The sequence below is a fragment of the Chitinophaga niabensis genome, from assembly GCF_900129465.1.
Taxonomy (GTDB): Bacteria; Bacteroidota; Bacteroidia; order Chitinophagales; family Chitinophagaceae; genus Chitinophaga; species Chitinophaga niabensis.
Genome location: NZ_FSRA01000001.1, coordinates 1,120,546 through 1,144,580, shown reverse-complemented (window position 1 = coordinate 1,144,580; position 24,035 = coordinate 1,120,546). Strand labels below are relative to the sequence as shown.

Here is a 24,035-nt window from a genome sequence, read left to right as displayed (position 1 = left end):
ATTTTTTACAGGTTTGAAAACATCCCGGATCGCAGGTAAGTAATTTCTTTTCCGGCAGCAATTCCTGCTATTTAACATCTTTCCACCAGGCCTTAAAGGTTTGTAAAGGATTGCTGAGGTAAACCACTTCTCCGATCATGGGTGTGGCCAGGCGGTAGGGCTGCCCTGCCGAAAGTTCGGAGACCTTTATCAACGGTTCATCCCAGGCATGTTTGCCTAAAGTGAATTTAGAATGATGTACAGGCAGCATGTTCCTTGCTTTCAATCCTAAAGTAGCCTGTACTACTTCTTCCGGTAAAAGGTGAACGGACTGCCAGGCTTTATCATACTGCCCGTCTTCCATGATCGCCCAATCCACCGGCCCGAATTTTTCTCCCATCTCGGTAAACCTGCTATCGTAACCACCATCGCCGCTGATATATATTTTCAGGTCAGGTGACTGTATGAGATAAGACATCCATAAGGATTTACCGCGGATAAAACCTCTGCCGGATTCATGATGAGAAGAACCTGTATGTATAGTGAACCCGCTGTCTACAACAACCGTTTCATACCAGTCTTTTTCTATGATCTGTTCAGGCGCATAACCCCAGTATTCAAAATGTGCGCCCACACCTAAACCGCAAACCACCTGTTTTACTTTATCTTTTAACGCCACTATTGTTTCATAATCCAGGTGATCGTAATGGTCGTGAGAAATGAGGATGTAATCTATGGGTGGTATATCCGCCGCTGTATAAATATTGCTGCCCTTGTAAGCTCTCACGGAACCCGGCAGCGGGGATGCTTTACCACTGAAGGTTGGGTCTATAAGTATCTTTTTCCCATCTACCTGCAGGAATACGGATGAATGGCCGAACCAGACAGCTACGTTACTGTCTGCAGGCAGCTTAAACAGGTCAGTTTTTACAGAAGGAAGCGTACTGCCTGGTTCACGTCTCGGATAAGAAGTAAAAACAGTTTTATAAACCTCTCCAATGATGCTATAACCTTCTGTTATCGTAGGTTTTTCCACCCGGTTGTGAAACCGCCCGTCCTTATAATGCGGCGATCTTTCTATCCTTGCCAGTCTTTCGCCTGAAGGCGCTTTACCGAACTGTGGCTGACGCATATAGAAATAAGTAGCTACTACCAGCAAAAGGATCAGCAGGAACAGTACTCCTGTTATCCATTTAATTATTCTGAAAGTTCTTTTCATGGCACTGCAATCTAATTACAAATCCGGAAACCTGCTACCGGGCTTTCCGCCATAGCCATAATAGCTGTTACGGGTACGTATTTCATGGTTATGAAATTTTATACCGCAAAATTCCGTAGAAGAAGTACAACCTGCTTTGTTAAAAAGGTATAATTACTTTGTTGAGAGGGTTAAAAGTCTCCCGGCATAGTGATCTCTTTCATAAATGCTTCGAGGTTATCCAAAGACCGTTTATATTTTTGTTCCAGCTCCTTCTTTTTCCCAAAGCGGAAGAGGAACTCCTTAAAAACATTCATCTTTTCATAATATTCCAGCGTTAACACCGTCGTCTCCGGCCCTTTCTTTTCCATGATATAATTGGTAGCCTGCTGGTTGTTCTGTTCTGTTTCACTAAATAGTATCCTTGATTCCGGATGATAGGAAAAACCGCTCGAATAATACATTGTTTGCTGCCCGTTTGCCAGCTCCCCGCGCAGCAGGCTTCCTACCCCCGGGATCAGGTGGCTCACCTCCTTTACATTCAGCACACCTTCCATCCAATGCTCCCGGAACTCATAATGCACAATGGTGAAAAACACCTTCTTGATCTCTTCGTTAAATTCTTTGGTGATGGAAACCAGTTTCACTTTATCCTTTACTTCCAGCTTCGGCAAAGGGTCTGCCAGTATCTCCTTTTTAAGCTGGCCCAGTTGTGTATAATGGAAAGCGATCTCTCCTGTTTCTGTTTGCCGCACGCTCGTATTCCACTCCATCCACTCCCTGAAATCTGCCGGCTCCTGGTCCTGCAGGATATTGGAAGTCACCAGCCAGTATTCATGCTGTTCGATATCATTCTTCAGTAACTGATGCGCTACGATCACGTCCTTCCCGATCAGTTTGGAGAAGTTCTTTACATTGTACTCCGTGAATTCGCCATAATGGGTGATCACTTTCAATGAAAGGTCAACGGCGGATATGCAGGCATGGCACTGGCAGATCTTGCGGTGGTCGTAATTAATAAGGTAACGGTGGAATGCACAGAACATCTTTTCCACCTGTTTGTACAGCTCCCTTAATTCAGCCGGTTTCCCGAACTTATAAAAGAGGATGGCATCACCTTCTATCTCGGAGATCTCCAGGCCAATTTCGTTGGCATTGATGAGTATTTCCAGCAGGTCTTTAATAATATACCTGCTATGTTCAATCTCAGCTTCGTTAACAAATTTGGAAAAGCCACTGATATCGGGAATAAAAAGCAGGCCCCTGTTTTCCATCGCTTTTCTTTTTAAGTTATTAAAAATCCGGAGAGCAATAATCAGGTCACCCTGCAATATAATTAATTATTTTTTCGCCCGAAATTTGTTTACTTAAACGTTTAAGCATATTTTTAGTGCATGAAGAAGAAGGTCTCCTTAAAAGATATTGCCCAGGAAGCCGGTGTATCCACCGCGCTGGTATCTTATGTGCTTACCAATAAAGAGGAGAAAGCAAGAGTAGGCCAGGAAATGGCCAAAAAGATCCGCAAAATAGCCCGCAAGCTCAACTATCAGCCCAATCACATTGCCCGCAGCCTTAAAAGCGGCCGGTCGGACACCATTGGCCTGATCGTGGCGGATATCTCCAACCCCTTCTTCGCCAATATTGCCCGCACGATCGAAGACGAAGCCAAAAGGAATAACTATACCGTGATCTTCGGCAGCTCTGATGAGAATGTGGACAAATCGAGGGACCTGATCAATGTACTCCTGAACCGGCAGGTGGACGGGCTGATCCTTATCCCCACGGAGGGCTCCGAACAGCAGATCAGGAACCTGCAGAACCAGAACGTACCTTTTGTGCTGATAGACCGGTATTTCCCGGACATCCCTGCCAGCCACATCAGTATCAATAACTACGAATCTGCCTATAATGCCGTTACCCATCTCATTAAAATGGGCCGCCGGCAAATAGGCATGATCGCCTACAAAACAGCCCTTCATCATATCAGCGAACGCAAACGCGGATATACGGAAGCGCTGGGTGAGAAAAAGAGCCAGATGAAACTGGCCCGGTATTCCCACCTGAAAGAAGATATCCAACTGGCTATCGATCAACTGCTCAAAGCCCGCAAACCCGCAGATGCCATCTTTTTTGCCACCAACAGCCTGGCCATTGAAGGACTGAAATATATTAACGAACTGGGCATCCGTGTACCGGAAGAACTGGCCGTAGTAAGCTTCGACGAAAGTGAGGCATTCGACCTCTTCTACTCCCCCGTTACTTACGTAAGGCAGCCCATCCTGGAAATGGGCAAAGCAGCCGTACGCGTATTGCTCGATCAGATAAAAGACGCAGATAAACCCGCAGAACTGATCTGCATTGATACAGAACTCGTGATCAGGAGATCCTCCGGGAAAAAGTAAGCACCACTAAATAAACTATTATTGCTTAATCGTTAAAGCACAACACGTAAATTAAAACACTGTATGAAAAAACTGTTCCTTCTCTCCATGGCAGTCTGCCTCAGCTGGACGGCCTTCTCCCAGCAAACCTTTAACGGGCTGGACATGAACCTGGGTAATCTCTCCCGTCTTTCAGACGCAAAAACGCGTTCTATCAGTCCGGAGAATATCACCGGCGAACCCGGCAAAGGTGGTATGGCCACACTGGAACAAGGCAATGCAAAGAATGCCGCAAGAGACCTGGGGCAGGGTTGGAAAGTGAATCCATACATTCATATTGAACCGGGTAAAACAGTTACCCTCGCAGAGATCAACGGCTCCGGCGCTATCCAGCACATCTGGATGACGCCCACCGGCAACTGGCGTTACTCCATCCTCCGCTTTTACTGGGACGATGAAACCACGCCTTCCGTGGAAGTACCTGTAGGTGATTTCTTCGGTATGGGCTGGGGTGAATATGCACAGATGAACTCCCTCGCTGTTACCGTAAACCCCGGCAGCGCATTTAACTGTTACTGGTCTATGCCCTTCCGCAAAAAGTGTAAGATCACCATGGAAAATATTAACACAGAACGCATGACCCTGTACTACCAGGTAGATTACACCCTCACACAGGTGCCGGAAGATGCTGCATATTTCCATGCACAGTTCCGCCGCAACAATCCCGTAAAAGGAGCTGAGTTCACCATGATAGATGGTATTAAAGGAAAAGGGCAGTACGTGGGAACTTATGTGGCCTGGGGTGTGAACAATAACGGCTGGTGGGGTGAAGGTGAAATTAAATTCTTCATGGATGGCGATAACAAGTTCCCTACTATCTGTGGCACCGGAACAGAAGATTATTTCTGCGGTTCCTACAACTTTGACAACAAAGGCAGGTACCAGGAATTCTCCACTCCCTACGCCGGCCTGCACCAGGTGATCCGGCCGGATGGATTGTATAAGTCCCAGCAACGTTTTGGCCTGTACCGCTGGCATATCATGGACCCTGTGCGTTTTGAAAAAGAACTGAAGATCACCATCCAGGACCTCGGCTGGCGCAGCGGCGGACGTTACCTGCCGCAGCAATCGGATATCAGCAGCGTAGTGTTCTGGTACCAGCGTGAACCACATGCTCCTTTCCCCAAATTACAGGCAAAAGACGAACTCGAAGTAAACTAATAATACAGATGAATCAGATCATTGGTAATCGTTTGAGTGGAGAAGGCAATCGTACTTTTCGCGCATTTGATCCGCAAAAGCAGCAATGGCTGCCACTGGAATTCAAGGAAGCAACGCCCGGGGAAATTGATGATGCCGTAAAACTTGCCGCGCAGGCTTTTACCGTATACAAAAAAGTACCCGCGCAACAACGCGCTGCTTTCTTAGAAGCCATTGCAACAGGTATCACAGCTTTAGGTGATGAATTGATCACCACCGCCTCCGCTGAAAGCGGCCTGCCGCTGGCGCGCTTACAGGGAGAAAGAGACCGTACCACCGGGCAGTTGCGGTTATTCGCCACCATGATATCGGAAGGTTCCTGGGTGAATGCACGTATTGATAAAGCTACGCCGGATGTACGGCAGATGCAGATCCCGCTTGGTGTTACCGGCATTTTTGGTGCCAGCAATTTTCCCCTGGCATTCTCTGTTGCAGGTGGCGATACGGCTGCCGCGCTGGCTGCAGGATGTACGGTAGTATTCAAAGCACATCCTGCACACCCGCACACTTCTTATCTCGTTGCCAATGTGATCCGCACCGCCGCCAACGATACCGGTATGCCGGAAGGTGTATTCTCTTTATTACATGGTGCCGCTATTGATACCGGTCAGCAGCTGGCGGTTCACCCACAATTGTCTGCCATCGCTTTTACAGGTTCATTCAGGGGCGGCAAGGCCCTTTATGATACAGCCACCCGCAGAGCAGTGCCCATCCCTGTTTATGCAGAAATGGGCAGCGTAAACCCGGTTTTCTTTCTGCCCCGCGCACTGAAAGAAAAAGGAGAAACATTAGCTGCACAGTTTTTACAATCCCTTACCATGGGTGTGGGGCAGTTCTGTACCAACCCGGGCGTATTCATTACACCCGCAGAAGAAGGACCATTCCTCAACACCCTGCAAAAAGGAATTGCAGCAATGCCCACCGGATGCATGTTAACTCCCGGAATCCTGGAGGCTTACAACAGCGGCATCAACAGCCTGCGGCAGGCAGGCGCCCGGTTACTTGGAGCAGCGTCTGCCACCGCACACCAGGCATCTCCCGCCCTTTTACAGGTAAATGCCACACAGGTGCTGGATAACCCGTCCCTCTGCCATGAAGTGTTCGGCCCCTCTTCTTTACATATCAGCACCAGCAGCAAAGAAGAACTGTTCCGGCTCGCCGATGCATTGGAAGGGCAGCTCACCGCCACTATTCATGGTACGGAAGAAGACCTCCGCGAATACGCGGAACTGGTGAATATCCTCCGGGAAAAAGCAGGCAGGATAGTGATCAACGGTTTTCCTACAGGCGTAGCCGTTAACCATGCCATGGTGCATGGCGGCCCCTGGCCGGCTACCACACCCGCAGCAGGCACCTCTGTTGGCAGCGCCGCCATCTATCGTTTCTGCAGGCCTGTCTGTTACCAGGACTTCCCCGCTTACCTGTTACCGCCTGAGCTGCAGGACGAAAATCCACTCGGCATATGGCGCTTATTAAACGGAAACTTTTCTAAAACATAATTTATCTATGGACCTGGGATTAAAAGATAAGATCATCATAGTAACAGGTGGCGCCAAAGGGATCGGTGCAGCTATTTCAGCCGTACTCGCCGAAGAAGGTGCCTTTCCTGTGATCATCGGAAGGAATGAAGCAGATAACCTGCAGCACCTGGCCCATATCGGAAAAGGCGGTCAGGTAACCGCTGAGCTCACCGGCCCTGAAGCATGCCAAGCTGCAGTAGCAACCATCGTTAATCAATACGGAAGGATTGATGGACTGGTGAACAATGCCGGCATCAATGATGGCGTTGGGCTGGAATCCGGCTCCTACGAAGGTTTTATGCAATCCCTTCACCGCAACGTGGTGCATTACTACCTCATCGCACATCATGCCTTACCTTACCTGAAAAAGAGTAAAGGCCCCATTGTGAACATCACTTCCAAAACCGCCGAAACAGGCCAGGGTAATACCTCCGGTTATGCCGCTGCCAACGGCGGCAGAAATGCGCTCACCCGGGAATGGGCTGTAGAGCTCCTCCCCTACAGCATCCGCGTAAATGCCGTAGTGGTATCGGAATCATGGACGCCTTTGTACGAAAGCTGGATCAATACTTTTGCCGATAAAGAAAACAAACTCGCCAACATCGTGGAAGGTATACCACTGGAAAAAAGAATGACCACACCGGAAGAGATCGCACAAATGGTCACCTTCCTGCTGTCTGAAAAGTCCAGCCACACCACCGGCCAGCTCATCCATGTAGATGGCGGATATGTGCACCTGGACAGGGCTTTAAAATAGATCACAACATGCGTTTACAAATATTAAAGATCCATCGGGACGACAATGTGTGGGTAGCCCTGCAGGATATTCCTGCCGGTACAACGGTGGAAGGCATCACCGCTATCCGTGATGTAGCTGCCAAACATAAACTCACGGGAACATTCATTGCGAAAGACAGTCCCATTATCATGTACGGCGTACTGGTAGGTTTAGCCAATGAAGACCTCCCTGAAGGTGAGCTGATCACCACAAAGAACATCCGCCATGCTTCCGGCAATTTTGCGGTAAAAGAAGAACGTAAGACCGATTGGGACGTACCAGATGTTACCCAATGGAAAGACCGCCATTTCATGGGTTACCACCGAACCGACGGACGTGTGGGCACAGGTAATTACTGGGTGATCATTCCGCTGGTGTTCTGCGAAAACCGCAATGTTCAGATGCTGCACAAAGTGCTGGTGAAAGAACTGGGTTACCGCAAACACAATCCTTATGAAGAAATGCTGCAGCAACTGCTGCAGGGTAAAGAAGATCCTGAGATCATTATAAAACCACCCAAACGCAGAGCTTTTGAAAACATCGACGGTATTAAACTACTCTCACATACTTTAGGCTGCGGCGGCACCAAAGACGATGCCCGCACGCTTTGCGGCCTGTTAGCCGGATACATCACGCATCCTAATGTGGCAGGTGCTACCGTGCTGAGCCTTGGCTGCCAGAATGCGCAGATAGATATGCTGAAGGAAGAGATAGAAAAAAGAGTACCGGGGTTCGACAGAACAGTGATCTGCCTGGAACAGCAAAAGATAGGCTCTGAAAAAGTATTGATGGAACAGGCGCTGCAACTCACTTTTGAAGGACTTGCCAAAGCCAACAAACAACAACGCCAGCCAGCCCCGCTGAGTAAACTGATCATCGGTATGGAATGCGGCGGTTCAGACGGCTTTTCCGGTATCTCTGCCAACCCGGCCGTAGGAAGGGTTTCAGATATACTGGTAGCATTAGGAGGCTCCGTGATCTTATCTGAGTTCCCTGAACTCTGCGGTGTGGAACAGGAGCTAAGCGACCGCTGCATCAACACAGAACTCGCTACACGTTACACACAGCTGATGCGGGAATATGCCAGCAGAGCGGAAGCAGTGGGTTCCGGCTTCGACTCCAACCCTTCTGCCGGCAACATCCGCGACGGACTCATTACAGATGCCATCAAATCTGCCGGTGCTGCAAAAAAAGGGGGCTCCTCTCCCGTAACAGATGTCATAGACTATCCCGGCAGCGTACAACGCCCGGGCCTTGCATTGCTCTGCACGCCCGGCAGCGATGTGGAATCCACTACGGCAGAAGTAGGGGCAGGCGCTAACATCGTACTCTTTACCACAGGGCTCGGTACACCTACCGGCAACCCTGTTACGCCGGTGCTTAAGCTTTCCACCAACAGCAAGCTCGCCAACAAAATGGAGGACATCATTGATATAGATACAGGAACTATTATTAATGGAGAAGAATCTATCAACGAAGCAGCAGACAGGATCTTAAATTTAGTGATCGATACCGCCAGCGGTTTATACACCGCAAGGGCACAGGTGCTGGAACAGGATGATTTCATTCCCTGGAAAAGAGGGGTTTCTTTATAAGTTTTCAAAACACTGTTATGAAATTAAACATTATGGCAGCTGCACTGCTCACGGGCATGATCAGCTGCAACCAGGCTGAAACAAAGGAAGAAAAGAAACCCGGCACTTTCGGGGAGGATGTAGCCTTTCTGCAAAAACACCTGCAAAATGTAGTAGTACTCCAAAGCAGCAGCGACAGCAGCCGTGTGGTGGTAACAGGCGATTACCAGGCCCGCGTAATGACCAGCACTGCCAGCGGCAGCGCAGGCAAAAGCTTTGGCTGGATCAATTACAACCTGGTATCCTCCGGCAAACTTTCCCCGCACATCAATGCATTTGGTGGTGAAGAACGTTTCTGGTTAGGCCCCGAGGGCGGGCAGTATTCCCTCTTCTTCCCCGGCGGCAAATCCTTTGAATTCGATAACTGGCAAACACCCGGCCTGATAGATACCGCGCATTACAACGTGAAATCTCAGTCCGCCAATGCTATTACCTATCAATATGCCGGGAGCATTCAAAACTATTCCGGCACTACCTTTAAACTGGATATCAGCAGAACTATCCGCCTGCTGGACAACAACGCCATTGCCGCACAACTGCAATATGCATTGCCTGAAGGTGTAAAAAGCGTAGCCTACGAAACAGAGAATGTACTCACTAATACGGGGGACAGTGCATGGCAGGAAAAGAACGGACTGCTCAGCATCTGGCTGCTGGGTATGTTCATCCCTTCTGATCAGACGGTGGTGGTAGCACCTTTCAAAGGAGTAGCAGATGCCCATGCACATATCACAGATGATTACTTTGGCAAAATACCTCCGCAGAACCTGCAGGTGAAAGACAGCCTGCTGCTCTTCCGTGCAGATGGCAAAGCCCGTGGCAAACTGGGGCTCTCTCCGCTCGTTGCCAAATCGGGTGCAGGCAGTATAGACCTGGAGAACAATACGCTCACTGTACTCTTCTATGAAGTAGCGCCGCAGGGCCGTTATGTGAATTCCAAATGGGAACTGCAAAAAGAACCCTTCAAAGGAGATGCCGTGAATTGCTATAACGATGGCCCGCTGGCAGATGGTTCTCAGATGGGCCCTTTCTATGAAGTAGAATCTTCTTCTGATGCACGTGCCCTGAAACCCGGCGAAACACTCAGCTACAAACAGGTAACCATGCACTTCGAAGCTGCAGACCGCACAGCCCTGAAAGCCCTCGCAGCCCGCTTGTGGAGCCTGCCGCTGGAAGATGTACAACAATTCCTCAGCAAAAAATAATTACACCATGCAGATCATCCGGCTCTATAAAACCGCAGCCACATTACTGGCCTTCCACGATGAACAGTATTATTCCATCAAGGCCGACTGGAATAGTTTCGTAAACAGGAAAGAGCTGTTTAAAAACATCCTGTCAGAACTTCCTTCGCAAACACGCATAGATAAAGCTACCGCAGAAACCATCATTGCAAATGAACTGCAGGCTCCCATTGCCACACAGGAAGTATGGGCTGCCGGTGTTACTTATTTCCGCAGCCGCACCGCACGTATGGAAGAATCAGAGGTCTCCGGCGGTGCTACCTTTTATGATAAAGTATACGTGGCAGAAAGACCTGAACTCTTTTTCAAAGCTACTCCACACAGGGTATCCGGCCACAAAGAGGTAGTGTTCATCCGGGAAGATTCATCCTGGGATGTGCCGGAACCGGAACTTACACTCTTCGTAAGCAGCCACGGTACTATTGAAGGATATACCGTTGGCAACGACATGAGTTCCCGCAGCATTGAAGGAGAAAACCCGCTGTACCTCCCGCAGGCAAAGGTCTATGAGAAATGCGCCGGTCTTGGTCCCTGCCTGGTTGTAACGGATACGCCTATCCCTCCGGATACACTCATAAAAATGTCCATCTTCCGCAAAGAAGACCTGAAGTACACAGATAGCGTTCCCATCAGCCAGATGAAACGCGGGCACCAGGAATTGGTGGATTTCCTCTTCAAAGGATGTGCATTCCCGGATGGCTGTTATCTCATGACCGGCACCTGCCTGGTACCTGATAACAATTTCACGCTGCAGGACGATGACCGTGTAGAGATCAGCATAGACCACATCGGTACGCTGATCAATGAGGTTCAGACATTACATTGATCATGCCGGTCAATGATGTTCCAACACTGCATTAATCTGCCGGTCAATGATGTTTCAACACCGCATTGATCACGCCGGTCAATGATGTTCCAACACCGCATTGATCATGCCGGTCAATGATGTTCCAACACCGCGTTAAAATCCACCCTATATGAATTCCACCGTTGAAACGTTGCAGCCTTCCACGCGCAGCAACCCTGTTAAACTGACGTTCATACTCGTGATCAGCCTGTTCTTTTTATGGGCACTCACCGGCAACCTGATACCCGTGCTGATCCCGCATCTGCGGAAAGCCTGCCAGCTGAACGATTTTCAGTCCGCCTTCATCGACTCCGCCTATTGGGTGAGCTATTTCTTTTTTGCATTACCCGCCGCATGGGTGATGCGTAAATGGAGCTATAAAACAGGCATCATCACCGGCCTGCTGATTGCAGCAACCGGTGCCATCCTGTTCTTCCCGGCAGCAGAATTACGTTCCTTCGGGCTCTTCCTGTTTGCGTTATTCTTAGTAGCAGCAGGCATGACCTTCCTTGAAACGGCTGCCAACCCTTACATCACCATCATGGGGTCAAAGGAAACCGCCGTGCAGCGCCTCAATTTTGCACAAGCCTTCAACGGGCTGGGCGCCTTCGTAGCCGCCTTCTTCCTGAGCAAAGTGATCCTTTCCGGTAAAGAGTTCTCTACAGAACAGCTCAATGCCATGAATCCTGAAGCATTGAACAGTTACCTGCTTTCAGAAGCACGGTCCGTACAGGTGCCCTATCTCGCCATTGCAGGCGTGCTCCTGCTGGTAGCACTTATTTTCCGGCTGGTGCATTTTCCGCCGGTACAGGAAGAACATGGCGGTAAGCTCAGCATTAACCTCCGCGTATTCCGGCATGTACATTTCCGCTGGGGCGTGATAGCACAGTTTGCTTATGTGGGTGCACAGGTATGCATCTCCAGTTTCTTTATCCGTTACGCCGGTTTCAGTGCAGGCATGCCGGAACTGGAAGCCACTACTTTCCTGGGTATGCTGTTGCTCTGCTTTATGATCGGACGGTATGTGGGTACTTTCCTGATGCAAAAGATAGCACCCCGCATATTGCTGATCATCTACAGTGCAGCATGTGTGTTATTACTGGCGTATTGTGTATTACAGGGAGGAAGGATCGGCGTGTACTTTTTACTGATGGTAGAATTCTTTATGTCCATCATGTTCCCAACTATTTTCTCACTTGCTATCAGGGACCTTGGCAATGAAACCAAGTCCGCTTCTGCTTTCCTCGTGATGTCTATTGTAGGTGGCGCTTTGATCCCCCTGGGGCTGGGAGCTATCGCTTACTATTATAATGTGCAGCTGGCTTATGTTGTGCCCATGATATGTTTTGCCGTGGTGCTGTATTATGCATGGCGGCATGCCTTACCGAAGTAATTCGGATACCGGTTTCATGCTTAAACCAAAATAAGCTTTCTGCCCTGCAACATACTTTTCTCTTAACTCAAAATTCTCAAAAGAAGGCCCGCCCGGTATAGCAATATACTGCCGCGGGTCTCTGTTTCCCCCGCTCCAATATTTTGCCCTGCCATTTACGCGCACCTGTAAGGAAGGTGTAGCAACATCCTTCCGCCAATACTGTGCAAGCATATAAAAAGGTCGGTACCGCCAGTTCCAGCGGGTTAAATAAGCGGGGTCCTGTGGCCATGCTGCCAGTTGTGCAAAGGTTTCATCCGGCGTAGCCAATACTATTTTTCCTTTTAAGGGATAAGTTTCTTTTTCAATGAAATCAATTCCGTCATAACCCGCATATAGCTCGCGGGAGTTGATCACCAAATCATTGATATACAATTTACGCAGGCGGGAATAATTCCCCATCGTAGCCGTAACCCCGCAGCGCTCCATGGGAGCACTGCCGGGGTGATGGAATACCTCTATGCATAATTCCTCCGGCCTGTCTTTATGTATGCTTAACCTGAGGTAAGGATGCGCGCCATTGGCGAATTTCTCCATGTGAACATACAGGCTCAGTGTATTTTCTGTTATCACCGTATCCCCTATCCACATTTGTTTCCCCCATTTGCCATCTGAGGCTGAAGGAGAGATTTCGCTGAATTCTATCTTTCCGTTCACCACCGGTTCTACGGCGATATAATTGATATGATACGTTACGCCGCCATAGTTATAACCGATGCGCAGCAATCCCCGCGGTCCTCCGTTAGCACCTTCCTTTAAACTTTCAATAGCGCCCGGCCACAAACCCACCACTATACCATTGCGCACACCCCATACGGTACTGTCCCGCCTGATCCATTGTGCCCTGCCTGTTGTAAAAGCAAATACCAATACTAAAATAAAACCTGTTTTAATGCGGCTGTTATCCATGCTGATGTTTTAGGAAAATCTTCGTAAGAAACCAAAGGTGCTAATAATTTATCATCCGGGTCAATACCCGCAGATTGCAGGATCGCATAATCCTGCAGGGACTCTGCAAACACTTCCCAGCGGATAGAATCATAAGGCCCGTCCGGACCGGGATACACTACAAACGGATCGCCATCCGGAATGCCGGGATAAGCATGTGCAGAACCATTTGAATAAGGATCGGATGCTTCTTCCGAATCCAGTTTATGCCAGTAATTATACCCCCAATGCAAAAAGCCTTCTGCCTTCAGATGGTAAAACAACCAGCCGCTCATGCGGATCTTAGGCAGTGGTGTATCAAAGAAACGGTTCAGCCATTTATCCCTTGGGCCTGTACAGAAATACACCCAGTGCGGTATTTTTTCTTTCAGGTAGGCCGCGGCGGAACTGATGATAGGCACCGGTATGTCTGTTAAATGTTCCTTTCCATACCGGATATCGCTTAAAGCGTCCATTACCTTCATCCAGGGCGCCAGGTCCTTCAGCACCTGCCGTGCCCGTTTGTAATTAGGTACATGCTCAGACCAGGGTTCATCCGACAAATGAAAATAAGAACCTTCCAGTATATTTTCCTTTTGCAGGAAGTCGTGGAAGGCGGGCAGGAATTGTTTTAAGAAGTTGATGTACTTGTCTGAAAAAGCGGGCAGATCAGCATCCCACAGTAATACATATTTGCCCTCTTTTACGGTATACACCCGCATGGCCGTTGTTACACCCCAGTACATCCAAAGATGCGCCCATTCAAATTTCCGGTAGCCCATTTGCTTACACATATCCGTGAACCGTTTGATCACAGACCAGTTGAATGTATACTTCCCCGGGCTCGGCTCGTCTACGAGCAGCATCTGGCAGGGTTGTTTAAACAAGGTCTTAAACTCGAAGAAATTCTGTACAAAAGCCACATCCGTTCCATGCTCTATCAGGTTCCGCATCTGTGCTTCCGTGTGTTTCCACCATTGTTCATCGAACATTTTAGTCTTGTAATAAATGCTGGTAGCCTCTCCCCGCCACCAATGCGTGACCGGGAAATTACGCCGGGGCTGCAACACCAGTTTGCTCGCATTCACTTTCAGCTTTAACACCCGCTCCCCTTTATTCCACTTCAGTTTCACATCATAGGTATGCATGCCGGGTGTAATGTTGGCCGGGATGTTCAGTGTTATCCAGAAAGACCGGCTTGCATAAGGATTTGCTTCTACCTTTGTAAGCGGATATAATGGTTCCGGCACCAGCCCCGGCAGGAAGCCGATGCCGTCCATTTCTTCTTTCCTTACGTCCGTTGTAAAATGATGCATGGGCACCAGCCCCACATAACGTATCCGGGGCTTTAATTCAGCCGCATTTTCCATACTGCATTCCATATGCACCTGGTCTTTCAGATCGCTGTGAAAAGCTGCCTGAAAGGAAATGCGGCTGCCCCTGGCCGCAGATAGCTCCAGGATGGAATCAGTGCCCGCAGGGGACTGCGGGAAGATCCTTTTCAATGAAGTTTCCAGCCATACGCTCATGCTTTGCGCCTGCGCAGTCTCGGCAGCCAGGCACAACAATAAAATAATTACTTTTTTCACCATCCGGGATTTTGTACCAGGTTACGATTCTTATTGATCTCCTCCTGCTGTAACGGCCATAAATAATGTTTCGGTGCAATGAACACCCGTTTCTCTATCACGGTGCGTTTATAAAAATTATTGTCGGACAGGCTGGTGCCTGCACCAATGTTCATCCCGTGAATTTCTTTACTGTCAATACCTGCTGCAATCTTCCAGCGCCGTGTATCAAAGTAGCGATGTGTTTCAAATGCCAGCTCTATCCTCCGTTCATGCCATATGCGGGCCCTCATTTCATCCTGGCTTAAACCGGCAGGTAAAGGAGGCAAACCGGAACGGTCCCTGATCAGGTTCACATACTTATATACATCCGGCACGGCGCCATCCATTTCGTTTAGTGCTTCCGCATAGTTCAGGTATTCTGCCCCCAGCCGGTAATAGATGAAGGTATTCAAAGAAAACCTGTTCTGGAAGATATCCGAAGTGGGGTTCACCATTTTCTTCATCAGGTAACCGGAAATGCAGTAATCGGAGCCTGCCCGCTTCCTGCCATCCAGCCCCTCAAACCAGAACTGTATGCCCCGGCCTTTCCAGATAGCGCCGTTGAAATTGATGCTGGCATAAAAGCGGGGCTCCCGGCCCACATACATATTGCTTACACCGGCAGGATAATAATCCAGCGGGTGTTTAGCTGCCACATACCCTCCTTCCACATAACCGGAACCGGCATTGATCACCGGCGAGCCATCTGCATTGTACCCTGTAATAGGCCGCTGGCCGTTCGCCATTTCATAATCGTCCACTAATTCCTGCGTAGGGCAGAAAATAGAGAAGCCGCCATAACTGATGGGATTGCTGCAACGCTCAAAATGCGAATGTTCTCCTGCATTACGAGCAAACAATACTTCCGCGTTGTTCCGTTCAATGAATACTTCCTGGTAATTCCGCACAGGATCATTATTTGCGGCGCGGTATAACCTGTATCCATTCGCCTCCACCCCGTCGATGCATTCTTTCGCAGCAACAGCCGCTCTTCTCCAGCGCTCTTTATCGAAAGCAGGAAAGAGCTGCACACCTTCTTTATCTTTTATGCCGGTGTAATCAGGGTTACCATTCCAAAGCGGGCTGGCCATGTACAATAATGCCTGCGACTTCAATGCCAGCGCAGCTGCTTTGGTAACACGGCCCAGTTTATCCGGGGCTACTTTCCATTCCAGCAAAGGCACTGCTTTATCACATTCCTTCGTGATGAATTCAACTACTTTGTCAATGGGCTGCCGGCGGATCTTCGAATAATCCTCGCTGAGTGTATAGGCATGATCACCGATCGGGATTGCGCCATAAATACGTGCCAGCATAAAATGGAAGAAAGCCCGCAGGAAAGTAGCTTCTCCTATCCACCTGTTCCGCTCCGTTTCATCCATCGGCACCTGTGCCACATTATCCAGGAAAAGGTTTGTTTTACGGATGCCTTCATACATAAAACCCCATACATCCGGGTAGTAGTCATTCGCACTCCAGGCACCGGAGTTCAGCAGGTGGGAGTAAGCCCCCAGGAAAGTGATCTCCATTTCATCACTGGCGCCCGTAAAAGGATTACGCTGGTCCCAGTCTGCCGCGCCCAGCATAACGGGAACATTGTTGTATGCCGAAGAGAGGAAAGACTCTGCGTACTTTCTTTCGGAAAATACCTTTTTAATGTCCAGGTCTTCGTCCGGCGCTTTTTTAAGATAGTCTTTGGTGCATGATGCTGTTAAGAGCAATATGGTGACTAAAACAAGGAACTTGTTCATCTGTTAAGTTTGAAGGTTGATTAAAACGAAAGCTGTGCCCCGAAATTGATGCTGCGCTGCAAAGGATATCCCCCCGTACCGTAATTGGATTCCGGATCTATCACTTTTATCTTATCCCAGGTAGCCAGGTTGTATCCGTTGATGAACAGGCGGATACCTTCCAGCCCGCGTTTGATGGCAAAATTGTAAGCAATCTCTGCACTCTTCAGCCGGATGTACGATGCATCCTGCAGGAATAAGGTAGACGTTCTGTTATTATTGGGATTCTGCAAAGGGGATGCACGCGGATATTTGGCATTGGGATTTTGCGGCGTCCAGCGGTTATCATAATACTCACGCAGGATATTGTAAGTACCTAAACCCATCTGGAAAGCATACATGGAAGGGCCATCCACAAACAGGCTGGTGCGGGCCACGCCTGTAAAGAAAAAGCTCAGCTCAAAACCCTTGTAGCCAAAACTCGCGCCTGCGCCGTACACCATCTGCGGCGTCCTGGGATAACCTATGGGCACGCGATCGTAATCATCTACTACGCCATCATTGTTATAATCCTGGTACTTGATATCCCCGGGCCTTACCTGGTCCATGAAATTCTGCTTAGGACTTTTCTCTATATCGGCCTGGTCTTTAAAGAAACCCAGCGCAATCAATCCCATCGGCTGATCAATAGGCTGCCCTACGAACGACTGGTAATCATACTTCGGAATAGGATCATCGTTTTGTGTGCAGATACTTTTAGCATAGGTGAAAGTACCCCTGAAGTTATAATAGAAGCCTTTGCGGGTAGTATGCCGTACTTCCAGCAATGCATCGATGCCGGAGTTCTTTGCTTTACCCAGGTTGGCATAAGGCAGTGTCCATGGATAATAACCTGTTACGCGTGGTATAACGCCCCGCTGAATGAGGATGCCTTCCCTGTTTTCTTTAAACGCATCTACCTGCAAATTGATGATACCTTTGAATAATTCCAGGTCCATACCGATGTTCGATTTGGTGGCCACCTCCCAGGTCACATCGTCGTTCCCGATCTGTGCTTCTTCAAAACCCTGGTAGAACCGCTGGTTATCTCCAAAGAAATAAGATTGCCCCTGGCGGTTAATGGTAGTGAGGAATAAGAAGCGCCTTGCCCCTATCTGGTCATTACCTACCTGGCCATAAGATCCTCTTATTTTGAGGTTAGAAACAGCGTCTATGTGCCAGAACTTTTCATTGCTGATGATCCAGCCCGCTGAAGCAGAAGGGAAGAAACCATATTGTTTGCCTTCCGGGAAATTCTCTGATCCGTTATATCCCGCATTTACTTCCGCGAGGTAACGGTTCTTATAGTTATAAGTGATCCGCCCTGCCAGCCCCTGCCGCCTGTATGGCAGGTTGTTCAACGTGGATCCTGCCGTGAGGTCAATGTATTCCCTGCGGTTGCCTAACACCATACCTGTGAGCGTATGATCTCCGAAAGTGCGGTTATAGTTGATACCCACTTCCGTATAATAGGCCCGGTTAGCGCCATTGTGCAATACATAGGTCATGGGTTGTTCCTCACGGATGGGGGGTGAAGAATACCGGTCGTTCCCGTTCGCATCCTTACCCAGGTATTGTTTGATGGCATATGGCTTGATACGGTCCGTAGAAGCAGAGTAATAATGATCGTAAGCAAATAATCCGCGTACAGAAAGGCCGGGTGTTACCAGTTTGGAAAGGTCCCATTTGCCGCCGAAAGTTCCCTGCAGCGTATTCCTGTCCTGCCGCGTATATCCTGATTGTGTAACCAGCCCCCAGGGATTGTTCTGCAGGTAAGAAGTGGAAGCGCCTGCAACAGAGCCATCAGGGTTCAGTTTAGGATAGTTGATCGGAGAGGTGATCTTCAGCGCGTCAAAGATAGCAGGGGCTCCCGTGCCCGGGTAATTGCCTTTCTGGATCACACCGCCGATGCCCAATTCAATACTGATAGTTTTGGAAACATTGATATCCACATTGGAACGGAAATTATACCGTTTCATCTGTGCATTTGTTTTATAGGCGTTCTTAGGATCCTGTTTGTAAATACCATTCAGCACCGTGTACCCAACATTCGTATAGTATTTAATAATTTCATTGCCACCGGAAACACTCAGGTTATTGATGCTTTGGAAAGTGTTCCTCTTCAATACCGCATCCGTCCAATCCACATTCGGATAGAGATAAGGATCAGAACCATCTCTGAACTTCTGCAGCTCAGCTGCTGTGTACCGTGCCGGCTGGTTATTGTTCGCCAGCGCTTCATTGATCAGGCCTGCGTACTCCGGGCCGTTGATGTAATCAGGTAAGCGCAAAGCCTGTAAGCTGGCATTCTCCGTACGGAAGATCACTTTCGGTTTACCCGTACTTCCCCTTTTTGTAACGATAAGGATTACGCCGTTAGCTCCTCTGACACCATACACCGCGGTAGCAGACGCATCTTTCAGGATAGAGAAACTTTCAATTTCCTGCGTGTTGATCTGGTTGATATCGCGTTCCACCCCATCTACCAATATCAACGGCGCCCTGTTGGCCCAGGTACCGAAACCGCGGATGAACACAGCTGCCCCGTCATACCCCGGCTCACCGGAACTCTGGCGTGTAATAATACCCGGCATGCTGCCAGCCAGCGCATTTGATAAAGAAGGTGTGGCGATGCGCTGGATGTTGTTCACCGGTACGCTGGAGATGGCACCGGTTACCGTCATTTTCTTTTGCTTTCCGAAACCTACCACCACCACATCGCCCAGTGTGCTGGACTGTTGCTTCAGCTGTATGTTGAGGATGCTGTTATTGCCCACCGTGATAGCCTGCGGTTCATACCCTACATAAGTATATACCAGCATGGCATCGTTCCCTGAAACTTTAATGGCATAAGTACCATCAGGGTAAGTTGTGGTGCCAACCGGCGTTCCCTGCACCACAATCGTTACTTCAGATAATGGTTTACCATCAGCGGCAGAAGTCACCTTACCGGTGATCACCTTCTGCGCATAACTGACGGCTGTGATAGTGAAGAAGAAAAGAAAGAGGCTGCATGCCTTTTTCCTTAATGCTCTTTGATGGGAGGAGCCTTTCATAAACGTGTTATTAGTTTTGGTTATAGGAGGATTAGGTACTTACTTAAACGTTTAAGCAAATATCACATAGTATGCCTCTGAAAATGGGGGATGAACGTGCTGTTACATCATTGGCCTTTAGGTTGATCTATATCTTTATCCCAATTGAACTTTTTTACCGGAAACAATCACTTCTTTCACCGGTATATTGCCATATGCTACTGTTAATGATGGCTTTCCTTTATGCAGACTAACAGTGCCGAATCCTTTATCTGTTGAAATGAAACTGGTGAAATCCCCTACCCTGGAATCAATAAAGAGTGTGCCATCTACCGCATCAAAACGAACACCGGTAAGGCCCTGCAACATACCGTAACTGCTCATGGCCCGGGCATACCAGTGGCCGCATTCATATTCGTTGAAGGGGTTACGTACAGAACCATCGTAACGGTTGCGGCAGGCCTTTACAATGTCCAGCCCTTTTTCCACCTCGCCCATGAACATCAGGTGAGATGCCACCTGGTATTCGATACCTGTCCAGACTTCATTGCTGTATACGAATGGTAAGGACAGCATGCCACCCTTTGGCCAGGAGCATAATAACAGTCCTCCTTCATTACCTAAAGCAAACGTAGGCCGCTGGGGATTCACATGTGCGCTGAGGTCTTTCTTTAAATTGTATTTATGTACCGCCAGCAGATGGCTTTTAGTTTTTGCTACATCCACGGGTTCTTCCATACCGCATACACGGGCAATCCAGGAACCCAGGATACCATCAGAAAGGCAGCCGGTCCCATATTGGTATTTGGGGCCTTCCTTTTGCAGCAGCTGCCTTGCCTCTTCAGAATATTGTGTATGAAAAGATTGTGCTTTCACAGGGTCCGGTGCATTCAATCCCGTCCACTGGATCTTTTGTATAAAGTATTCGCCATTGTAAAGTTCCGTTTCCAGGAACTGTTTACCTTTTGTGTACAGCGTAGTATATGCTGTTACATCTTTACCCAGCGATTTCCCCATCAGCGAAATAGCCTGTAATGCGCCAAGATAGAAACTGGTACACATACCCGTAGGGCCCCAGAATTCAATATCGTAAGTATTATGATGTGGTTCTTCCACCACCCCTTTCTGATGAGGGTCCCAGGTGCGGATGCAATAATCCATGCTGGTTTTCACCGCGGGATAGATCTGTTGCAGCCATTCATTATCGCCGCTGATACGCCATTCCCTGTACACTTTCATAATGCCGCCCAACTGCCCGTCTGCCGCCGCATGGAAATTATGTACCAACGGAGAGATAGGAATATTTGCGCGGAATCCCTGGTGCCCGTCTGCATTCTGGTTCTCTTTAAACTCTGTGTTACGCAGGCTTCTTTCCAGCGCAGGAAATAAGTGAGGAACCGCCTGTGCATAATTCCATACGTGTGTGCAGGAGCCATGGCAACTGCCCCAGTTATCGCCGGAACCTTCCCAGCACCAGAAACGGCCATCATATTGCCGCATCACGGTAGCTGACTTGAGGATGGTGAGGTTGGCAGCTACGGCCTCTACTACCTCCGGCGGTAAAGAACTTTTATAGAAGGCGTCTGTGAATAAGGATGTTTTTTTATACAGTGTTTCGTAATTATCCTTCCAGTAATCTGCTACTTCGTTTATATTTTTAAACTTACTGCTGTACCATGGTTTGTGGAAAGTGGGCGGAGCGCCGGTGGTATCCTCCCCTATCCTTAATTTGGAATCCGGTACATACCAGGCCATCATCAGCCGCACCGTTTTCTTCTCTCCGGGTTTTAAGGTAAAAGGCACAAACAAAGATCCGCCCGGGGCATCTTTTTCTACAGGTGCGTTGTTCTTTGGCTTACCATCTTTTACCGTATTCCATACCATGCTCAGTGGGTCGAACCAACCACCCCGGAACCAGCAATGATCCACTACGGTATTATCATCTGTTGTATAGATCGCGAAGTGACCTTGCTTTTCCGGGGCATTGGTGATGGCTTCCTGTGATAAGATGAATCCGTTCTTTATAGATTTAATATTGTTCTGTACATCTCCCTGCCGCATAAAGTTGCGGGCATTATAAGAGAATACGAACTCTGCTGTTTTAGTACCTGTATTTGTAAAATGGTATTCCAGTGCGCCCAGGGGAAGGCTGGAGTTATCTTCATCTGTAGGCACAAAAGGGCTCCATCCTTTGATGCTTACCGCCACAGGCATCGTAGCATCTTTCAAAGCAATCTCCGCAAACGGAAAACGTGCTTTAAACTCAGCCGCCGCAAAACGCGGAAGGCCCCAGGTAGCGCCGCCTGTTCCACCAAGGCCCGCATCCCGCATCCCGAACTTCTTCCAGTCCGGCACCAGCTGTTCCAGCACTTTTGCACCCACACCTTTGATACTGATCGCAGCAAACATGGCAGGTTCAAAGAACATCTCAGGGTTATGACGGATGCTCATATGAGAAATAGCGCCTGTACCTTCTATGCAGAACATACCTGCGCCGATACCTCCAATGGGAAATGCAATGCGGTTATTGTTCTTTCCTTTGTATACTTCATTAAAACCACGCGCTCCGGGCGCATTCCTTTCAGGTGTGTCCTTAGCTAAAACCACTGCTGGTAAAGCACTTGCGCCAATAGCGCCTAATGTAAAATTCTTTAAAAAGTTACGCCGGTTGTTACGTGATTTCATGATGGTACCTGGTTCGAATTGGCAAATAGATCTACTGCTGCAGGAAATATCTTTCCTCAGTTTTCATAACGCTTAAACGATTAAGCAAAAAGAGATAAAAAAAGGAGCTTTCGCTTCGGGGATGAAAGTATAAATTTTAGGAATAGTTACCAAATATTTTTTTGCACGAACAAAAAAAGCGGAGCTGCCTGATAAGTGTTCCCCCCCGGGAGATGAAGACAGTGCCTTCATCCCACTTACCAGTCAGCCCCGCGCTGATCTGTTGATCATTTAACAGGCTGGTTGTTGATCGTTATGCCTGTTGAGCGTTTTGCATAACTGATGGCTTTCTTCTCCGGCTCTTTCACGGTAAGGTTCGTGAACTTTGCGTTCTGCACATTGTCAAATACTACTGCCGTTCTGAAATCTTTCTTTGCTACGGTGAGGGTGAGGCCGGAGATATCTATGTTCTTCGCATGCCTTATAAACAGTCCCCAGGCCGGCAACTCCCCGAACATCGAAAATTCAGGATAGGCCGTGGCTTTGTTATTGATCCTGTCCAGCGTATCCAGCGCCACCTTTGCAAAGAAAGGATTGGCACCGCCGGGATAACTGATGGTCACGTTCTTAAAACTAACATTATTGATCAATGCATCCGGCATACCTACAATAGAGGAAGGTGAAATGTTACGCGGCATGTCTTCTGTTGGCCCTTCATACTCATAACCAACATCCGGTTTTGTAGCAGGGATCTCTGCATACAGATTACTGATCCTGATATTCTCCAGTCTTCCTTTCCTCCCTGCTACCCGCTCCCCTATCCGCAGAAAGATGGCATTGCCGGTATTAAATGCTTCCAGGCTATCTACTTCCACATCTTCCAGGAAACCACCGTCTACGGCCTGTAAAGCCACGGCAGAACGGTAAGTATCAAACACCTTGATATTCTTTATACGGATATGACTAAAGCCGCCATGAGATGCAGTACCGAATTTGATCCCGTTTGCACTGGAACGGATCACGCAATTCTGTATCAGTACATTTTTACAGGCCTTTGTGCCGTCATGTGATTTTAAACACACGCCATCATCATCAGAGTCAATATAGGAATTGGTGATCTTTACATCTTCACAGTCCACAATATCGATGCCATCGTTGTTCCAGTATGCCTTACTGTCTACGAAAATGCTATCCAGGTGCAGGTTCTTACATTGCTCGTATGTTTGCACCCAGCTGGAAGAATTTTTGATCGTTATACCTTTAATAAGGATATTATTGGTTTTATGGAAGTTGATGATCATGGGCCGGCTTTCCGCTTCCGGACGATCATAACGGAACCCGTCCTTCAGAATACCTTTATGGATATTGTCTACTACATTACGCGCCACCTGTCGCCCCTGCCCGTCAATAATACCTTTACCGGTGATACCCACATTCTCCTGATCATACGCAAAAACCAGTGCGGTGAACGACTTCCGGTCGTAATCCCAGGGATTAAGTGAGCCCAGCAATACCGCACCTTCCTGCAGTTGTATGGTTACATTGGATTTAAGATAAATAGAGCCGGTCAGGTACCTGCCTACATGGAACACCAGCCTGCCACCACCATTTTTATTGATATAGTCGATGCCATATTGAATAGCACGGGTGTTCAGCGTTACGCCATCGGAATAGATACCGAATAAAGAAGCATTGTAATCTTTGGCCGATACCTGCATGCAGGTGAGGGTCAGTAATAGTACTATAAATGATCTCAT

16 protein-coding genes are annotated in these 24,035 nt (G+C 48.4%); 8 read left to right on the top strand and 8 right to left on the bottom strand.

The genetic code is table 11. The annotated features are described in order from the left end of the window. Positions 1-67: 67 nt before the first annotated feature. Both BUR42_RS04285 and BUR42_RS04280 read right to left on the bottom strand, forming a co-directional pair. A complete protein-coding gene (locus tag BUR42_RS04285) occupies positions 68-1,198 on the bottom strand; it encodes an MBL fold metallo-hydrolase (protein WP_074238053.1) in 1,131 nt (376 codons plus the stop codon). Positions 1,199-1,368: 170 nt separating this feature from the next. Continuing rightward, entirely contained in the window at positions 1,369-2,451 is a 1,083-nt protein-coding gene (locus BUR42_RS04280; protein WP_074240435.1) for a DUF2652 domain-containing protein, read from the bottom strand. A 120-nt stretch (positions 2,452-2,571) separates the two neighbouring features. Between BUR42_RS04280 and BUR42_RS04275 the strand changes: the two genes are divergently transcribed. From BUR42_RS04275 to fucP, 8 genes are all read left to right on the top strand, one after another. Beyond that, positions 2,572-3,579, top strand: coding sequence for a LacI family DNA-binding transcriptional regulator (locus BUR42_RS04275; protein WP_074238052.1), 1,008 nt, complete (start codon positions 2,572-2,574; stop codon positions 3,577-3,579). A gap of 63 nt (positions 3,580-3,642) precedes the next feature. Then, complete coding sequence (locus tag BUR42_RS04270; RefSeq protein ID WP_074238051.1) at positions 3,643-4,779, top strand: glycoside hydrolase family 172 protein; 1,137 nt, start codon at positions 3,643-3,645, stop codon at positions 4,777-4,779. Positions 4,780-4,787: 8 nt separating this feature from the next. Further along, positions 4,788-6,317, top strand: a complete 1,530-nt coding sequence (locus tag BUR42_RS04265) for an aldehyde dehydrogenase (NADP(+)) (protein ID WP_074238050.1) — start codon at positions 4,788-4,790, stop codon at positions 6,315-6,317. A gap of 7 nt (positions 6,318-6,324) precedes the next feature. Continuing rightward, a complete protein-coding gene (locus BUR42_RS04260; RefSeq protein ID WP_074238049.1) occupies positions 6,325-7,095 on the top strand; it encodes an L-fucose dehydrogenase in 771 nt (256 codons plus the stop codon). Positions 7,096-7,103: 8 nt separating this feature from the next. After that, positions 7,104-8,711, top strand: a complete 1,608-nt coding sequence (locus BUR42_RS04255) for a UxaA family hydrolase (RefSeq protein ID WP_074238048.1) — start codon at positions 7,104-7,106, stop codon at positions 8,709-8,711. 17 nt (positions 8,712-8,728) lie between these two features. Next, a complete protein-coding gene (locus tag BUR42_RS04250; RefSeq protein WP_074238047.1) occupies positions 8,729-9,955 on the top strand; it encodes a DUF6786 family protein in 1,227 nt (408 codons plus the stop codon). Positions 9,956-9,962: 7 nt separating this feature from the next. After that, complete coding sequence (locus BUR42_RS04245; protein ID WP_234979607.1) at positions 9,963-10,820, top strand: fumarylacetoacetate hydrolase family protein; 858 nt, start codon at positions 9,963-9,965, stop codon at positions 10,818-10,820. A gap of 151 nt (positions 10,821-10,971) precedes the next feature. Continuing rightward, on the top strand, positions 10,972-12,234 hold the full coding sequence (fucP, locus tag BUR42_RS04240; protein ID WP_074238046.1) for an L-fucose:H+ symporter permease: 1,263 nt from the start codon (positions 10,972-10,974) through the stop codon (positions 12,232-12,234). Here the strand turns inward: fucP and BUR42_RS04235 are convergent. The 6 genes from BUR42_RS04235 to BUR42_RS04210 all read right to left on the bottom strand — a co-directional run bounded on the left by BUR42_RS04235 (position 12,223) and on the right by BUR42_RS04210 (position 24,035). Then, complete coding sequence (locus BUR42_RS04235; protein WP_074238045.1) at positions 12,223-13,182, bottom strand: hypothetical protein; 960 nt, start codon at positions 13,180-13,182, stop codon at positions 12,223-12,225. The two genes, fucP and BUR42_RS04235, sit on opposite strands and share 12 nt — an antisense overlap. Then, the gene (locus BUR42_RS04230; protein ID WP_234979606.1) at positions 13,146-14,789 is read right to left on the bottom strand and encodes a DUF4091 domain-containing protein; all 1,644 of its coding nucleotides are present in this window, start codon (positions 14,787-14,789) and stop codon (positions 13,146-13,148) included. Before BUR42_RS04230 ends, BUR42_RS04235 begins: the two co-directional genes overlap by 37 nt. Continuing rightward, entirely contained in the window at positions 14,786-16,561 is a 1,776-nt protein-coding gene (locus BUR42_RS04225; RefSeq protein ID WP_074238043.1) for a RagB/SusD family nutrient uptake outer membrane protein, read from the bottom strand. Before BUR42_RS04225 ends, BUR42_RS04230 begins: the two co-directional genes overlap by 4 nt. A 20-nt stretch (positions 16,562-16,581) precedes the next feature. Further along, the gene (locus BUR42_RS04220; RefSeq protein ID WP_084185377.1) at positions 16,582-19,635 is read right to left on the bottom strand and encodes a SusC/RagA family TonB-linked outer membrane protein; all 3,054 of its coding nucleotides are present in this window, start codon (positions 19,633-19,635) and stop codon (positions 16,582-16,584) included. A gap of 135 nt (positions 19,636-19,770) precedes the next feature. Further along, on the bottom strand, positions 19,771-22,299 hold the full coding sequence (locus BUR42_RS04215; RefSeq protein WP_074238042.1) for a GH116 family glycosyl hydrolase: 2,529 nt from the start codon (positions 22,297-22,299) through the stop codon (positions 19,771-19,773). Positions 22,300-22,565: 266 nt separating this feature from the next. Next, positions 22,566-24,035 (bottom strand): glycoside hydrolase family 28 protein, encoded by a 1,470-nt coding sequence (locus BUR42_RS04210; protein WP_074238041.1) that lies wholly within the window; start codon positions 24,033-24,035, stop codon positions 22,566-22,568.

Coding starts and splice junctions, on each gene's coding strand:
- BUR42_RS04215 (WP_074238042.1), bottom strand. CDS start 22,299: ATGAAATCACGTAACAACCGGCGTAACTTTTTAAAGAATTTTACATTA.
- BUR42_RS04220 (WP_084185377.1), bottom strand. CDS start 19,635: ATGAAAGGCTCCTCCCATCAAAGAGCATTAAGGAAAAAGGCATGCAGC.
- BUR42_RS04245 (WP_234979607.1), top strand. CDS start 9,963: ATGCAGATCATCCGGCTCTATAAAACCGCAGCCACATTACTGGCCTTC.
- BUR42_RS04235 (WP_074238045.1), bottom strand. CDS start 13,182: ATGGATAACAGCCGCATTAAAACAGGTTTTATTTTAGTATTGGTATTT.
- BUR42_RS04275 (WP_074238052.1), top strand. CDS start 2,572: ATGAAGAAGAAGGTCTCCTTAAAAGATATTGCCCAGGAAGCCGGTGTA.
- BUR42_RS04270 (WP_074238051.1), top strand. CDS start 3,643: ATGAAAAAACTGTTCCTTCTCTCCATGGCAGTCTGCCTCAGCTGGACG.
- BUR42_RS04255 (WP_074238048.1), top strand. CDS start 7,104: ATGCGTTTACAAATATTAAAGATCCATCGGGACGACAATGTGTGGGTA.
- fucP (WP_074238046.1), top strand. CDS start 10,972: ATGAATTCCACCGTTGAAACGTTGCAGCCTTCCACGCGCAGCAACCCT.
- BUR42_RS04265 (WP_074238050.1), top strand. CDS start 4,788: ATGAATCAGATCATTGGTAATCGTTTGAGTGGAGAAGGCAATCGTACT.
- BUR42_RS04280 (WP_074240435.1), bottom strand. CDS start 2,451: ATGGAAAACAGGGGCCTGCTTTTTATTCCCGATATCAGTGGCTTTTCC.
- BUR42_RS04260 (WP_074238049.1), top strand. CDS start 6,325: ATGGACCTGGGATTAAAAGATAAGATCATCATAGTAACAGGTGGCGCC.
- BUR42_RS04225 (WP_074238043.1), bottom strand. CDS start 16,561: ATGAACAAGTTCCTTGTTTTAGTCACCATATTGCTCTTAACAGCATCA.
- BUR42_RS04250 (WP_074238047.1), top strand. CDS start 8,729: ATGAAATTAAACATTATGGCAGCTGCACTGCTCACGGGCATGATCAGC.
- BUR42_RS04285 (WP_074238053.1), bottom strand. CDS start 1,198: ATGAAAAGAACTTTCAGAATAATTAAATGGATAACAGGAGTACTGTTC.
- BUR42_RS04210 (WP_074238041.1), bottom strand. CDS start 24,035: ATGAGATCATTTATAGTACTATTACTGACCCTCACCTGCATGCAGGTA.